Source organism: Pseudomonas sp. XP1 (assembly GCF_053557675.1).
This window is the reverse complement of record NZ_JBNRIJ010000020.1, coordinates 7,153-22,582: the sequence shown is the minus strand read 5'-3', so window position 1 is coordinate 22,582 and position 15,430 is coordinate 7,153. Positions and strand designations below refer to the sequence as shown.

The 15,430-nt window shown below is 63.4% G+C and carries 12 protein-coding genes; 11 read left to right on the top strand and 1 reads right to left on the bottom strand.

Annotated features, from left to right (window positions below; all coding sequences use genetic code 11):
• Nucleotide 1: 1 nt before the first annotated feature.
• The 9 genes from murD (at nucleotide 2) to lpxC (ending at nucleotide 10,444) form a co-directional block, all read left to right on the top strand.
• Nucleotides 2-1,348 (top strand): UDP-N-acetylmuramoyl-L-alanine--D-glutamate ligase, encoded by a 1,347-nt coding sequence (gene murD, locus ACK1U9_RS17380; RefSeq protein WP_046616555.1) that lies wholly within the window; start codon nucleotides 2-4, stop codon nucleotides 1,346-1,348.
• Nucleotides 1,345-2,559 carry a putative lipid II flippase FtsW gene (gene ftsW / locus ACK1U9_RS17375; RefSeq protein WP_046616524.1) on the top strand — a complete coding sequence of 405 codons (1,215 nt, stop codon included), beginning with the start codon at nucleotides 1,345-1,347 and terminating at the stop codon, nucleotides 2,557-2,559. Before murD ends, ftsW begins: the two co-directional genes overlap by 4 nt.
• A complete protein-coding gene (gene murG, locus ACK1U9_RS17370; RefSeq protein ID WP_046616525.1) occupies nucleotides 2,549-3,628 on the top strand; it encodes an undecaprenyldiphospho-muramoylpentapeptide beta-N-acetylglucosaminyltransferase in 1,080 nt (359 codons plus the stop codon). The genes ftsW and murG overlap by 11 nt, the downstream gene beginning before the upstream one ends.
• Entirely contained in the window at nucleotides 3,621-5,069 is a 1,449-nt protein-coding gene (gene murC / locus ACK1U9_RS17365; RefSeq protein WP_046616527.1) for a UDP-N-acetylmuramate--L-alanine ligase, read from the top strand. Before murG ends, murC begins: the two co-directional genes overlap by 8 nt.
• The gene (locus tag ACK1U9_RS17360) at nucleotides 5,066-6,022 is read left to right on the top strand and encodes a D-alanine--D-alanine ligase (protein WP_023661967.1); all 957 of its coding nucleotides are present in this window, start codon (nucleotides 5,066-5,068) and stop codon (nucleotides 6,020-6,022) included. The genes murC and ACK1U9_RS17360 overlap by 4 nt, the downstream gene beginning before the upstream one ends.
• 5 nt (nucleotides 6,023-6,027) lie before the next feature.
• Nucleotides 6,028-6,897, top strand: coding sequence for a cell division protein FtsQ/DivIB (locus ACK1U9_RS17355; protein ID WP_046616529.1), 870 nt, complete (start codon nucleotides 6,028-6,030; stop codon nucleotides 6,895-6,897).
• Nucleotides 6,898-6,911: 14 nt separating this feature from the next.
• Complete coding sequence (gene ftsA / locus ACK1U9_RS17350; RefSeq protein ID WP_015271706.1) at nucleotides 6,912-8,168, top strand: cell division protein FtsA; 1,257 nt, start codon at nucleotides 6,912-6,914, stop codon at nucleotides 8,166-8,168.
• Between the two features lie 55 nt (nucleotides 8,169-8,223).
• Nucleotides 8,224-9,420, top strand: coding sequence for a cell division protein FtsZ (gene ftsZ, locus ACK1U9_RS17345; RefSeq protein ID WP_003251871.1), 1,197 nt, complete (start codon nucleotides 8,224-8,226; stop codon nucleotides 9,418-9,420).
• A gap of 112 nt (nucleotides 9,421-9,532) precedes the next feature.
• Nucleotides 9,533-10,444, top strand: coding sequence for a UDP-3-O-acyl-N-acetylglucosamine deacetylase (lpxC, locus tag ACK1U9_RS17340; RefSeq protein WP_003260771.1), 912 nt, complete (start codon nucleotides 9,533-9,535; stop codon nucleotides 10,442-10,444).
• 47 nt (nucleotides 10,445-10,491) lie between these two features.
• Here lpxC and ACK1U9_RS17335 read toward each other — a convergent pair whose 3' ends face one another.
• Nucleotides 10,492-10,947, bottom strand: coding sequence for a DUF721 domain-containing protein (locus tag ACK1U9_RS17335; RefSeq protein WP_085601205.1), 456 nt, complete (start codon nucleotides 10,945-10,947; stop codon nucleotides 10,492-10,494).
• Between the two features lie 389 nt (nucleotides 10,948-11,336).
• Between ACK1U9_RS17335 and secA the strand changes: the two genes are divergently transcribed.
• Both secA and argJ read left to right on the top strand, forming a co-directional pair.
• Nucleotides 11,337-14,072, top strand: a complete 2,736-nt coding sequence (gene secA / locus ACK1U9_RS17330) for a preprotein translocase subunit SecA (RefSeq protein ID WP_046616531.1) — start codon at nucleotides 11,337-11,339, stop codon at nucleotides 14,070-14,072.
• Nucleotides 14,073-14,245: 173 nt separating this feature from the next.
• Nucleotides 14,246-15,430: bifunctional glutamate N-acetyltransferase/amino-acid acetyltransferase ArgJ (gene argJ / locus ACK1U9_RS17325; RefSeq protein ID WP_449110061.1), on the top strand; the 1,185-nt coding region annotated here is incomplete at its 3' end.

Below are 15,430 nucleotides of genomic sequence, written 5' to 3'. Positions count from 1 at the left end.
CGTGTCCCTGATCGCTTCCGACCAATTCCGCATCGTTGTCGGCCTCGGCAAGAGCGGCATGTCCCTGGTTCGCTTCCTGGCGAGCCGGGGCATTGCCTTTGCGGTCGCCGACACCCGCGAGCAACCGCCGGAACTGGACACCCTGCGCCGTGATTACCCGCAGGTGGAAGTGCGCTGTGGTGAACTGGACGTGGACTTCCTGTGCCGCGCCAACGAGCTGTACGTCAGCCCTGGCCTGGCCCTGGCCACCCCGGCCTTGCAGCAGGCGGCCGCACGTGGCGTGAAGCTGTCCGGTGACATCGAACTGTTCGCCCGCAACGCCAAGGCCCCGATCATCGCCATCAGCGGCTCCAACGCCAAGAGCACGGTAACCACCCTGGTCGGCGAAATGGCCGCCAAGGCTGGCAAGCGCGTGGCGGTGGGCGGCAACCTCGGTACCCCGGCGCTGGACCTGCTGGCCGATGACGTCGAGCTGTACGTGCTGGAACTGTCCAGCTTCCAGCTGGAAACCACCGACCAGCTCAACGCCGAAGTGGCTACCGTGCTGAACATCAGCGAAGACCACATGGACCGCTACAGCGGCCTGCCGGCCTACCACCTGGCCAAGCACCGGATCTTCCGTGGTGCCCGCCAGGTCGTGGTCAACCGCCAGGACGCCCTGAGCCGACCGCTGCCGGTGGAAGGCCGCCCATGCTGGACCTTCGGCCTGAATCAGCCGGACTTCAAGGCCTTCGGCCTGCGCGAAGTGGACGGCGAGAAATACCTGGCGTTCGAGTTCGAGACGCTGATGCCTGCACGTGAGCTGAAGATTCGCGGTGCCCACAACCAGAGCAACGCCTTGGCGGCGCTGGCCCTGGGGCATGCTGCCGGCCTGGCGTTCGAGCCGATGCTCGAGGCGCTGCGCGAGTTCGGCGGCCTGGCCCACCGTTGCCAGTGGGTGCGCGAGCGCAATGGTGTGAACTGGTACGACGATTCCAAGGCCACCAACGTCGGTGCTGCCCTGGCCGCCATCGAAGGCCTGGGTGCCGACATCGAAGGCAAGCTGGTGCTGATCGCCGGTGGCGATGGCAAGGGCGCCGACTTCGCCGCGCTGCGCGAACCGGTCAAGCGCTTCTGTCGCGCCGTGGTGCTGCTCGGCCGTGATGCCGAGCGCCTGGCCGAAGCCCTGGGCGATGGCGTGCAACTGGTCCGCGTCAAGACCCTCGACGACGCCGTGCAGCAATGCGCCGAACTGGCCCAGGCGGGTGATGCAGTACTGCTGTCGCCGGCGTGCGCCAGCCTCGACATGTTCAAGAACTTCGAAGAACGCGGGCGCCTGTTCGCCCAGGCAGCGGGAGGCCTTGCATGATCTTTGGCATCCTCAAGCCCTATCCGTCGCCGCTGATCAGCGGCCGTGGCATCGATCTGGACTTCGCGATGCTCGCTGGCTGCCTGGCATTGCTGGGCCTGGGCCTGGTGATGATCACCTCGGCGTCTTCGGAGGTGGCTGCGGTGCAGTCGGGCAACCCTCTTTACCACATGTTCCGTCACCTGGTGTACGTGTTCCTCGGCCTGGTCGCCTGTGGCGCCACCATGCTGGTGCCGATCGCCACCTGGCAGCGCATGGGCTTCCTGATGTTGCTGGGTGCCTTCGGCCTGTTGGTACTGGTGCTGGTACCGGGTATCGGCCGCGAAGTGAACGGGTCCATGCGCTGGATCGGCTTCAGCTTCTTCAACGTGCAGCCTTCGGAAATCGCCAAGGTGTTCGTGGTCATCTACCTGGCCGGCTACCTGGTGCGCCGGCAGACCGAGGTACGCGAAACCTGGATGGGCTTCTTCAAGCCGTTCATCGTGCTGCTGCCCATGGCCGCCCTGCTGCTGATGGAGCCGGACTTCGGTGCCACCGTGGTAATGATGGGCGCGGCGGCGGCCATGCTGTTCCTCGGCGGCGTGGGGCTGTTCCGCTTCAGCCTGATGGTGGTGCTGGCGGTGGTCGCGGTGTTCGTCCTGGTACAGGCGCAGCCTTACCGGATGGCGCGCCTGATTACCTTTACCGACCCGTGGTCCGACCAGTTCGGCTCGGGCTACCAGCTGACCCAGGCGCTGATTGCCTTCGGCCGTGGCGAGTGGCTGGGCGTTGGCCTTGGCAACAGCGTGCAGAAGCAGTTCTACCTGCCTGAAGCGCACACCGACTTCGTGTTTTCGGTACTGGCCGAAGAACTCGGCGTGGTCGGCTCGCTGCTGACTATCGCGCTGTTCGTATTCGTGACTGTGCGTGCCCTGTACATCGGCCTGTGGGCCGAAAAAGCCAAGCAGTTCTTTGCCGCTTATGTTGCCTTCGGCCTGGCTTTCCTCTGGATCGGCCAGTTCCTGATCAACATCGGTGTGAACGTCGGCCTGCTGCCGACCAAGGGCCTGACCCTGCCGTTCCTCAGCTACGGGGGCAGCTCGCTGGTGATCTGCTGTGCCTGCGTGGGCCTGTTGCTGCGAATCGAGTGGGAAAGCCGCACGCACCTGGGCAGTGAGGAACACGAATTCAGCGAAAGCGATTTTGCCGAGGAGACCAATCATGGCCGCTGACGGCAAGAACGTACTGATCATGGCGGGCGGTACCGGGGGCCACGTGTTCCCGGCCCTGGCCTGCGCCCGTGAATTCCAGGCGCGCGGTTACAGCGTGCACTGGCTGGGCACCCCGCGTGGTATCGAGAACGAACTGGTGCCCCAGGCCGGCCTGCCGCTGCACCTGATCCAGGTCAGCGGCCTGCGCGGCAAGAGCAAGCTGTCTTTGCTCAAGGCGCCGTTCACCCTGGTCAAGGCCGTACTGCAGGCGCGGCGTATCGTGCGTGAGCTCAAGCCGGTATGCGTGGTCGGCTTCGGTGGCTATGTGACCGGCCCCGGCGGCGTGGCCGCACGCCTGTGCGGTGTACCGCTGGTGATCCACGAGCAGAACGCCCGCGCCGGTACCACCAACCGCCTGCTGCTGCCGCTGGCTGCGCGTGTGTGCGAAGCCTTCCCGGCCACCTTCGCCGCCAGCGACAAACTGCGCACCACCGGTAACCCGGTGCGCCCGGAATTGTTCATGGATACCCTGCGCGCGCCCCTGGCCGAGCGCCGTGCGCGACTGCTGGTGATGGGCGGCAGCCTGGGTTCGGAACCATTGAACAAATTGTTGCCTAAGGCCCTGTCCGAAGTGCCCGCTGCGCTGCGGCCAGAGGTATTCCACCAAGCCGGCAAGCAACATGCGCCGGTCACCGCCGAGCGTTATCGCGAGGCGGGCGTCGAAGCTCAGGTAGAGCCCTTCATCAAGGACATGGCCCAGGCCTATGGCTGGGCCGACATTGTCGTGTGCCGGGCCGGCGCCTTGACCGTCAGCGAGCTGGCGGCAGCGGGCCTGCCTTCGATGCTGGTGCCGTTGCCCCATGCGATCGACGACCACCAGACCCACAATGCCCAATATCTGGCCCGGGAAGGCGCAGCCTTCCTGATGCCACAAGCGACAACTGGCGCAGCGCAGCTCGCTGAACGCCTGAACGAGGTGCTGATGCAACCCGAGAAACTCAACGTCATGGCAGGCACCGCACGGCGCCTGGCCAAACCTGCCGCAACCAGCACCGTGGTCGATATCTGCCTGGAGGTGGCCCATGGTTGAGAGCCAGAAAGCCATGCCCCAGCCGAAGATGGGCCGTATCCGCCGTATCCACTTCGTCGGTATCGGCGGCGTGGGCATGTGCGGCATTGCCGAAGTGTTGCTGAACCTGGGCTATGAAGTGTCCGGTTCCGACCTGAAGGCCTCGCCGGTCACCGAGCGCCTGGAATCGTTCGGCGCCGAGATATTCGTCGGCCACCGCGCCGAGAACGCCGCCACCGCCGATGTGCTGGTGGTGTCCAGCGCCATCAACCCGGCCAACCCGGAAGTCGCCACCGCCCTCGAGCGGCGCATTCCGGTGGTGCCGCGTGCCGAGATGCTCGCCGAGCTGATGCGCTACCGCCATGGCGTGGCCGTTGCCGGCACCCACGGCAAGACCACCACCACCAGCCTGCTGGCCTCGGTGTTCGCCGCAGGCGGCCTGGACCCGACCTTCGTCATCGGTGGGCGCCTGACCGCTGCCGGCACCAATGCCCAGCTGGGTACCAGCCGCTACCTGATTGCCGAAGCGGACGAGAGCGATGCCAGCTTCCTGCACTTGCAGCCAATGGTTGCCGTGGTCACCAACATCGACGCCGACCACATGGCGACCTACGAAGGTGACTTCAACAAGCTGAAGAAGACCTTCGTCGAGTTCCTGCACAACCTGCCGTTCTACGGCCTGGCCGTGATGTGCCTGGATGACCCGGTAGTGCGCGAGATCCTGCCACAGGTCAAGCGCCCGACCGTGACCTATGGCTTCAGCGACGAGGCCGACATCCGCGCCATCAACGTGCGCCAGATGGGCATGCAGACCCACTTCACCGTGCTGCGCCGCGACCGCGAGCCGCTGGAGGTGTCGGTGAACATGCCCGGCAACCACAACGTGCTCAACGCCTTGGCCACCATTGCCATCGCCACCGACGAAGGCATCACTGACGAAGCCATCGTTCAGGGCCTGTCCGGCTTCCAGGGCGTTGGCCGCCGCTTCCAGGTGTACGGCGAACTGCCGGTCGAAGGCGGCAGCGTGATGCTGGTCGACGACTACGGCCACCACCCGACCGAAGTGGCTGCGGTGATCCAGGCCGTGCGCGGCGGTTGGCCAAGCCGTCGCCTGGTGATCGTCTACCAGCCGCACCGCTACAGCCGTACCCGCGACCTGTACGACGATTTCGTCCAGGTGCTGGGCGATGCCAACGTGCTGCTGCTGATGGAAGTCTACCCGGCCGGAGAAGAGCCGATCCCCGGTGCCGACAGCCGCCAGCTGTGCCATAGCATCCGCCAGCGCGGCAAGCTGGACCCGATCTACATCGAGCGTGGCGTCGACCTGGCGCCAGTGGTCAAGCCACTGCTGCGCGCTGGCGACATCCTGATCTGCCAGGGTGCCGGTGATGTCGGCGGCCTGGCCCCTCAATTGATGAAAAGCCCGCTGTTCGCTGGCGCCAAGCAGGAGAAGTCGAAATGACCAGCGCCTACGACAAGCTGCACTCGACCCTGGATGTCAAGGCGTTCGGCCGCGTCGCAGTGCTGTACGGCGGCAAGAGCGCCGAGCGCGAAGTGTCGCTCAAGTCCGGTGCCGCAGTGATCGACGCGCTGACCACCGCCGGTGTCGACGTGGTCGCCATCGACGTGGGTGACGACCTGCTCGATCGCCTGCAAAGCGAGAAGATCGACCGCGCCTTCATCATCCTCCACGGCCGTGGCGGCGAGGACGGCAGCATGCAGGGCCTGTTGGAGTGCCTGGGTATCCCCTACACCGGCAGTGGCATCCTTGCCTCGGCACTGGCCATGGACAAGCTGCGCACCAAGCAGGTGTGGCAGAGCCTGGGCATTCCGACCCCGCGCCACGCGGTGCTGGCCAGCGAAAGCGATTGTTTGCAGGCCAGTACGGAACTGGGCTTCCCGCTTATCGTCAAACCCGCCCATGAAGGTTCCAGCATCGGCATGGCCAAGGTGAACAGCGCCCAGGAACTGGTCGCCGCCTGGCAGGACGCAGCTAAATACGATTCCCAGGTACTGGTGGAGCAGTGGATCCACGGGCCGGAGTTCACCGTCGCGGTATTGCGCGGCCAGGTGCTGCCGCCGATCGCCCTGGGTACGCCACACGTGTTCTACGACTACGACGCCAAGTACATCGCCAACGATACCCAGTATCGCATTCCGTGCGGCCTGGACAGCGTCAAGGAACAGGAACTGATCGACCTGACCGCGCGTGCCTGCGATGCCATCGGTATCGAAGGTTGGGGGCGGCTGGACGTGATGCAGGACGAGCAGGGCCGGTTCTGGCTGCTCGAAGTCAACACCGCACCCGGCATGACCGACCATAGCCTGGTGCCCATGGCGGCCCGCGCGGCCGGCCTGGACTTCCAGCAACTGGTGCTGGCGATCCTGGCCGAGAGCGTGGCGACGCGAGGTTAACGACCATGCAAGGCGCGATGATACGTCAGCAGCAACCCGTTACCGGCCGAAGCAAGCCGGTACCGCGTGGTGCCAGCCGGCTGGTGGCCGACGAGCCCGTATCGGCGCGCCTGCCGCGGCCAAGCTTGGGTGGCCTGAAGCGTCTGCTGTGGCCGGTGGTCCTGGTGGCAGCCGGGTTCGGCGCCTACGAGGGCGCCATTCGCCTGATGCCGTACGCCGACCGGCCGATCACCAAGATCGATGTGCAGGGCGATCTCAGCTACATCAGCCAACAGTCGGTGCAGCAGCGTATCGCGCCCTACGTGGCAGCGAGCTTCTTCAGCGTCGACCTGCCGGCGATGCGCGCAGAGCTCGAGCAGATGCCGTGGATTGCCCATGCCGAAGTGCGCCGGGTGTGGCCCGATGAGGTGGTGATCCGCCTGGAAGAACAGTTGCCGGTGGCGCGCTGGGGTGACGAAGCCTTGCTCAACAACCAGGGTCAGGCTTTCACCCCGCGCGAACTGGCCAACTACGAGCACCTGCCGCAGCTGGCCGGGCCGCAGCGTGCTCAGCAACAAGTGATGCAGCAGTATCAGGTATTGAGCCAGATGCTGCGCCCCCTGGGCTTTTCCATCGCTCGCCTGGAGCTGCGCGAGCGAGGCAGCTGGTTCCTGACCACGGGCGCGAGCAGCGCCGGGCCGGGCATCGAGCTGCTGCTGGGGCGCGACCATCTGGTGGAGAAGATGCGCCGTTTCATTGCCATTTACGACAAGACACTCAAAGACCAGATCAGCACTATCGCCCGCATTGATCTGCGTTACTCCAACGGACTTGCCGTTGGTTGGCGGGAACCGATTGCACCGACGACGGCCCAACCCGCCGTTGCGAAGAATTAGAGAGAGGCAGGACCATGGCAAACGCGCATAGCGGCAAAATGATCGTCGGGCTGGACATCGGCACCTCCAAGGTGGTGGCGCTGGTGGGTGAAGTGGGCGAGGACGGCACCCTGGAAATCGTCGGGATCGGTACCCATCCGTCCCGCGGCCTGAAAAAAGGCGTGGTGGTGAACATCGAGTCCACCGTGCAGTCGATCCAGCGCGCCGTGGAAGAAGCGCAGCTGATGGCCGGCTGCCGCATCCACTCGGCCTTCGTCGGCGTGGCCGGCAATCACATTCGCAGCCTGAACTCCCACGGCATCGTCGCCATCCGCGACCGCGAGGTCAGCCTGGCCGACCTGGAGCGCGTACTCGACGCCGCCCAGGCCGTGGCCATCCCGGCCGACCAGCGCGTGCTGCACACCCTGCCGCAGGATTACGTGATCGACAACCAGGAAGGCGTGCGCGAGCCGCTGGGCATGTCTGGCGTGCGTCTGGAAGCCAAGGTCCACGTGGTCACTTGCGCGGTCAACGCGGCGCAGAACATCGAGAAATGCGTACGCCGCTGCGGCCTGGAAATCGACGACATCATCCTCGAGCAGCTGGCCTCGGCCTACTCGGTACTGACCGACGATGAAAAAGAGCTGGGCGTGTGCCTGGTGGACATCGGTGGTGGCACTACCGACATCGCCATCTTCACCGAGGGCGCGATTCGTCACACCGCGGTGATCCCGATTGCCGGCGACCAGGTGACCAACGACATCGCCATGGCCCTGCGTACCCCGACCCAGTACGCCGAAGAAATCAAGATCCGCTACGCCTGCGCCCTGGCCAAACTGGCTGGCGCCGGCGAGACCATCAAGGTGCCGAGCGTGGGTGATCGCCCACCGCGCGAGCTGTCGCGCCAGGCCCTGGCCGAGGTGGTGGAGCCACGTTACGACGAGCTCTTTACCCTGATCCAGGCCGAACTGCGCCGCAGCGGCTACGAGGACCTGGTGCCGGCCGGCATCGTCCTTACCGGCGGCACCGCCAAGATGGAAGGCGCCGTGGAACTGGCCGAGGAAATCTTCCACATGCCGGTACGCCTGGGCGTGCCGCACAGCGTTCGGGGGCTCAGCGACGTGGTTCGCAACCCGATCTATTCCACCGGTGTGGGCTTGCTCACCTACGGCCTGCAGAAGCAGACCGAAGACCTGCCCCTGACCGGCAACAGCAGCAACAACAGCTATGGCGATGAACCGAAGGCTCCAGTGCTTGAACGCTTCAAGCGCTGGGTCCAGGGCAATTTCTAAGTTTCAAAGCAGTAGTGGTAGGCGCGACAACTAGAGAACTGTAAGGAGAGGGAAAATGTTCGAGCTCGTAGACAACGTCCCGCAAAGCCCGGTCATCAAAGTGATCGGTGTTGGCGGTGGTGGCGGCAACGCCGTGAACCACATGGTCAAGAGCAGCATCGAGGGCGTGGAGTTCATCTGCGCCAACACCGATGCCCAGGCGCTGAAAAACATTGGCGCGCGCACCATCCTGCAATTGGGCACTGGCGTGACCAAGGGCCTGGGTGCTGGTGCCAATCCGGAAGTCGGCCGCCAGGCCGCGCTGGAAGACCGTGAGCGCATCGCTGAAGTGCTGCAGGGCACCAACATGGTGTTCATCACCACTGGCATGGGTGGTGGTACCGGTACCGGTGCAGCGCCGATCATCGCCGAAGTGGCCAAGGAAATGGGCATTCTCACTGTTGCCGTGGTGACCCGTCCGTTCCCGTTCGAAGGCCGCAAGCGCATGCAGATCGCCGATGAAGGCATCCGCATGCTGGCCGAAAGCGTCGACTCGTTGATCACCATTCCCAACGAGAAGCTGCTGACCATCCTGGGCAAGGATGCCAGCCTGCTGTCCGCCTTCGCCAAGGCTGACGACGTACTGGCCGGTGCCGTGCGCGGTATCTCCGATATCATCAAGCGTCCGGGCATGATCAACGTCGACTTCGCCGACGTGCGTACCGTGATGGGTGAAATGGGCATGGCCATGATGGGTACTGGTTGCGCCAGCGGCCCGAACCGTGCGCGTGAAGCCACCGAAGCAGCGATCCGCAACCCACTGCTGGAAGACGTCAACCTGCAGGGCGCCCGCGGCATTCTGGTGAACATCACCGCAGGCCCTGACCTGTCGCTGGGCGAGTACTCCGACGTGGGTAGCATCATCGAAGCCTTCGCCTCCGACCACGCCATGGTCAAGGTCGGCACCGTGATCGACCCGGACATGCGTGACGAGTTGCACGTGACCGTAGTGGCCACCGGCCTGGGCGCGCGCATCGAGAAGCCTGTGAAGGTGGTCGACAACACCCTGCAGACTGCGCAGCAGGCATACGAGGCTTCCAACCCGGCGCCGGTACGCCAGGAGCAGCCTGCGGTCAACTACCGTGACCTGGAGCGCCCGACCGTAATGCGCAACCAGGCCCATGCAGGTGCTGCTGCGGCCGCTAAACTGAACCCTCAGGATGACCTGGACTACCTCGATATCCCGGCATTCCTGCGTCGTCAGGCTGATTAATGGAATTTATCAGGGGTATAAAGGTGATTGGTATTCATCAAAGGTTGGGTCTGTTATCATCCCCAGCCTTTGTTGATACCTGTTCGCAATTTGCGCTGAAGCGGCCAATGCCATGATTAAACAACGCACCCTGAAGAATACCATCCGTGCCACAGGTGTCGGTCTGCACTCCGGGGAGAAGGTTTACCTGACCCTCAAGCCTGCACCTGTTGACACCGGCATCGTCTTCCGCCGCGCCGACCTCGACCCTGTGGTCGAAATCCCGGCGCGTGCGGCCAACGTCGGCGAGACAACCATGTCGACGACGCTGGTCAACGGTGACGTCAAGGTCGATACGGTCGAGCACCTGCTCTCCGCCATGGCGGGCCTGGGCATCGATAACGCCTACGTCGAGCTCTCCGCCTCGGAAGTGCCGATCATGGATGGCAGCGCCGGACCCTTTGTATTCCTGATTCAGTCTGCCGGCCTGGAAGAACAGGACGCAGCCAAGAAGTTCATCCGCATCCTGCGTGAGGTAACCGTGGAAGAGGGCGACAAGCGCGCCACTTTCCTGCCTTTCGACGGTTTCAAGGTGAGCTTCGAGATCGACTTCGATCATCCGGTCCTCAAGGGCCAGACCCAGAGTGCGGTCGTCGATTTTTCCAGCACCTCGTTCGTGAAGGAAGTCAGCCGCGCCCGTACTTTCGGCTTCATGCGTGACATCGAGTACCTGCGCAAGCACAACCTTGCGCTGGGTGGCAGTGTCGAGAACGCCATCGTGGTCGACGAGACCGGTGTGCTCAACGAAGACGGCCTTCGTTCCGATGACGAATTCGTCAAGCACAAGATCCTCGACGCCATTGGCGACCTTTATCTGCTGGGCAACAGCCTGATCGGCGAGTTCAAGGGCTACAAGTCCGGCCACGCGCTGAACAACCAGCTGCTGCGCAAGCTGATTGCCGAAACCGATGCCTGGGAAGTGGTCACCTTCGAAGATGCCAGTACGGCACCGATCTCGTACATGCGCCCTGTTGCGGCCGTGTAAGTTCGAACACTCTCTAGTTCATTGAGGCCACCTTCGGGTGGCCTTTTTTATGGTTTGTCCCGGGCGTGGGCTGCCAATCGTTCCAGTGCTGCGCGCAGCCTTGGGTCAGTGATGCCCTCGGCCGTATCGAGCAGGCTTTCGGCTGCGTTATTGGACAGTTCCGCAGCATGGCCACCACGCTTGGCTGGCACCAGCGGGGGCTGGACCTTGTACAGGATGCGTCTGAGGTTGGCGAACGCTTCCATGGCCTGTAATGCCGACATCAGGCGTTTCTGCTGATAGCGCAGGCGGGTTGCCCAGTGGCCGTCGGTTACCACCAGCAACAATGTGCCATCGCGCCACGACGCCACATGGCAGTGCTCGCGGGCAGCCGGTTGCAACTGGCTTTCCAGCAGACGCTGCAGGTGTTCCAGGCGTTCGGCCTGGTTCAGCAGCAGGCGCAGTGGGCGTACCTGGCGAAGCAGGGCCGAGGGCGGCTGGGCGGGGGAGGGTTTGTAGGCCATGGGGGTACGCATGAGGTTACATGGTCCGCAGTCTAACATCTCCACAGCCTGCACTGGCCTCTTCGCGGGTGAACCCGCTCCCACAGGTACGGCACTGCCTTAGTGTGCAGATGATCCTGTGGAAGCGGGTTTACCCGCGAAGAGGTCGGCACAGATAACAAAAGACAAGACTCATTCTCGATACGTTTCATCTTCCCGAACCTTGAACTCAAGGAAAATGCCCCTATCTAAAACAAGCCCCCGCCAAAACGCTGTACAAGCATCGTGGAAATCCACCACTTTCCTCACCATCGTTTCCGGGTAGAATGCTCGTTCGCATGCGGCCTCAGGGCTGCACGGGCGACTCATGGGGCCGCCCTCCATCCCTACGTGTGGAAGATCCTGCCGATATGTTTGCGCCTTTGTTAAAGAAACTTTTTGGAAGCAAGAACGAGCGTGAAGTCAAACGCATGCTCAAGACGGTGAACATCGTCAATGCTCTCGAAGAGAAGATGGTGGCCCTCTCCGACGAGCAACTGCGGGGCAAGACCGCAGAGTTCAAGGAGCGCCTGGCCAAAGGCGAGACACTGGACCAGTTGCTGCCTGAAGCCTTCGCCGTGGCTCGTGAGGCCGGCAAGCGCGTGATGGGCATGCGCCACTTCGACGTGCAGCTGATCGGTGGCATGACCCTGCACGAGGGCATGATCGCAGAAATGCGTACCGGTGAAGGCAAGACCTTGGTCGGTACCCTGGCCGTGTACCTCAATGCATTGTCCGGCAAGGGCGTGCACGTGGTCACCGTCAACGACTACCTGGCCCGCCGCGACGCCAACTGGATGCGCCCGCTTTACGAGTTCCTCGGCCTGTCGGTCGGCATCGTCTCGGCCTTCCAGCCGCCGGAAGAAAAGCGCGCCGCCTACGCGGCCGACATCACCTACGGCACCAACAACGAATTCGGTTTCGACTACCTGCGCGACAACATGGCGTTCAGCCAGGACGAGAAGTTCCAGCGTGAACTGAACTTCGCCGTGATCGACGAAGTTGACTCCATCCTCATCGACGAAGCGCGTACCCCGCTGATCATCTCCGGTCAGGCCGAGGACAGCTCCAAGCTGTACATCGAGATCAACCGTCTGATCCCGCGCCTTACCCAGCACATAGAAGAGGTCGAAGGCCAGGTTACCCAGGAAGGCCACTTCACCATCGACGAGAAGAGCCGTCAGGTCGAGCTGAACGAAGCCGGTCACCAGTTCATCGAAGAGATGCTCACCCAGTCCGGCCTGCTGGCCGAGGGCGAGAGCCTGTACTCGGCGCATAACCTGAGCCTGCTGACCCACGTCTACGCCGGCCTGCGCGCGCACAAGCTGTTCCACCGCAACATCGAATACATTGTCCAGGACGGCCAGGTGCTGCTGATCGACGAGCACACCGGCCGTACCATGCCGGGCCGTCGTCTGTCCGAAGGCCTGCACCAGGCCATCGAAGCCAAAGAGAACCTGAACATCCAGGCCGAGAGCCAGACCCTGGCTTCGACCACCTTCCAGAACTACTTCCGCCTGTATACCAAGCTGTCCGGCATGACCGGTACCGCCGACACCGAAGCGTTCGAGTTCCAGTCGATCTACGGGCTCAACGTGATGGTCATTCCGCCGAACAAGCCGTTGGCGCGTAAAGACTTCAACGACCTGGTGTACCTGACCGCCGACGAGAAATACGCCGCGATCATCGCCGACATCAAGGAAAGCATGAAGCAGGGCCGCCCGGTGCTGGTGGGTACTGCGACCATCGAAACCTCCGAGCACATGTCCAACCTCCTGAAGAAGGAAGGTATCGACCACAAGGTGCTCAACGCGAAGTATCACGAGAAGGAAGCCGAGATCATCGCGCAAGCCGGTGCGCCAGGTGCCCTGACCATCGCCACCAACATGGCCGGCCGTGGTACCGACATCCTGCTGGGCGGTAACTGGGAAGCCGAAGTGGCTGCCCTTGAAAACCCCACCGCCGAGCAGATTGCCCAGATCAAGGCCGACTGGCAGAAGCGTCACCAGCAGGTGATCGAGACGGGTGGCCTGCATGTGATCGCTTCCGAGCGCCACGAGTCGCGTCGTATCGACAACCAGCTGCGTGGCCGTTCCGGCCGCCAGGGCGACCCGGGCTCCAGCCGCTTCTACCTGTCGCTGGAAGACAGCCTGATGCGTATCTTCGCCTCTGACCGGGTGAAGAACTTCATGAAGGCGCTGGGCATGCAGTCCGGCGAGGCCATCGAGCACCGCATGGTCACCAACGCCATCGAGAAGGCCCAGCGCAAGGTCGAAGGCCGCAACTTCGACATCCGCAAGCAGTTGCTGGAATACGACGACGTGGCCAACGAGCAGCGCAAGGTGATCTACCACATGCGCAACAGCCTGCTGGCCGCCGAGAACATTGGCGACACCATTGTCGAATTCCGCAAGGAAGTACTGGACGCTACCATCAGCCAGCACATTCCGCCGCAGTCGCTGCCAGAGCAGTGGGACGTGGCCGGTCTGGAAGCTTCGCTTGCCAGCGATTTTGCCATGAAGCTGCCGATCCAGCAGTGGCTCGACGAGGACGATCACCTCTACGAAGAGACCCTGCGCGAGAAGCTGCTGAACGAAATCACCACCGCGTACACCGAGAAGGAAGACCAGGCCGGTATCGAAGCCCTGCGTACCTTCGAGAAGCAGATCCTGCTGCGCGTGCTGGATGACCTGTGGAAAGACCACCTGTCGACCATGGACCACCTGCGTCACGGTATCCACCTGCGTGGTTATGCGCAGAAGAACCCGAAGCAGGAGTACAAGCGCGAATCCTTCAGCCTGTTCCAGGAGTTGCTCGAGTCGATCAAGCGCGACACCATCCGTGTGCTGTCGCACGTTCAGGTACGCCGCGAAGACCCGGTCGAAGAGGAAGCCCGCCTGCGCCGCGAGGCCGAGGAACTGGCCAGCCGCATGCAGTTCCAGCACGCCGCTGCTCCGGGCCTGGAAAGCGAGCAGCTGAACGAGGAGGGCGCCGAAGTGGCCGTTGCCTCGGCACCGGTGCGCAACGAGCAGAAGCTGGGCCGCAACGAGCCGTGCTGGTGTGGTTCGGGCAAGAAGTTCAAGCATTGCCACGGCCAGATCGAGTGATCTGACCTGAATTGGGGCCGCGGTGCGGCCCTATCGCGACACAAGGCCGCTCCCACAGGGATAGCGCACAGCCGCAACGCTGCGCCGTCCTATGTGGGAGCGGCCTTGTGTCGCGATGGGGCGCGAAGCGGCCCCGTTTTTCGATATCAACCGTATTTTCTAGGAGCGCTCTAATGGCTGTTGGTCTTGGTCCTTTGCCCACCCTGCACCCGGTTCCGGGTTTTGAACTCGGCATCGCTTCCGCCGGCATCAAGCGCCCGGGGCGCAAGGATGTGGTGGTCATGCGCTGCGCCGAAGGCTCCAGCGTGGCTGGCGTGTTCACCCTCAACGCCTTCTGCGCAGCGCCGGTGATCCTGTCCAAGCAGCGTGTGCAGGGCACCGTGCGCTATCTGCTGACCAACACCGGTAACGCCAACGCCGGCACCGGCGCGCCAGGCCTGGCCGCCGCCGAGCGCACCTGCGCCAAGCTGGCCGAACTGGCCGGCGTACCGGCCGAATCGGTACTGCCGTTCTCCACCGGCGTAATCGGTGAGCCGCTGCCGGTCGAGAAGATCGAAGGCGCGCTGCAGGCCGCCCTCGACAACCTGTCGGAAAACCACTGGGCCGAAGCCGCCACCGGCATCATGACCACCGACACCCTTCCCAAGGGTGCCAGCCGCCAGTTCCAGCACGATGGCGTGACCATTACCGTCACCGGCATCAGCAAGGGTGCAGGCATGATCCGCCCGAACATGGCTACCATGCTCGGCTACATCGCCACCGACGCCAAGGTTGCCCCAGCGGTACTCAAGGACCTGATGCTGGACGGCGCCAACAAGTCGTTCAACCGCATCACCATCGATGGCGACACCTCGACCAACGACTGCTGCATGCTGATCGCCACCGGCAAGGCCAACCTGCCGGAAGTTACCGAAGCCAGCGGCGCATTGTTCGAAGCGCTGAAGAAGGCGGTGTTCGAGGTGTGCATGGAAGTAGCCCAGGCCATCGTCCGTGATGGCGAAGGCGCCACCAAGTTCGTTACCGTGCAGGTCAACGGCGGTGGTAACCACCAGGAGTGCCTGGACGTCGGCTACGCCGTGGCCCACTCGCCGCTGATCAAGACCGCGCTGTTCGCTTCAGACCCCAACTGGGGCCGTATCCTCGCTGCCGTCGGCCGTGCCGGCGTACCGGAGCTGGATGTGAGCCTGATTGATGTGTACCTGGACAACGTGTGCATTGCCAGCAAAGGCGGCCGCAGCCCGAGCTACACCGAAGACCAGGGCGCCAAGGTAATGGCCCAGGAAGAGATCACCATCCGCATCGAGCTGGGCCGTGGCCAGTGCAGCGAAACCATCTGGACCACCGACCTGTCCCACGAG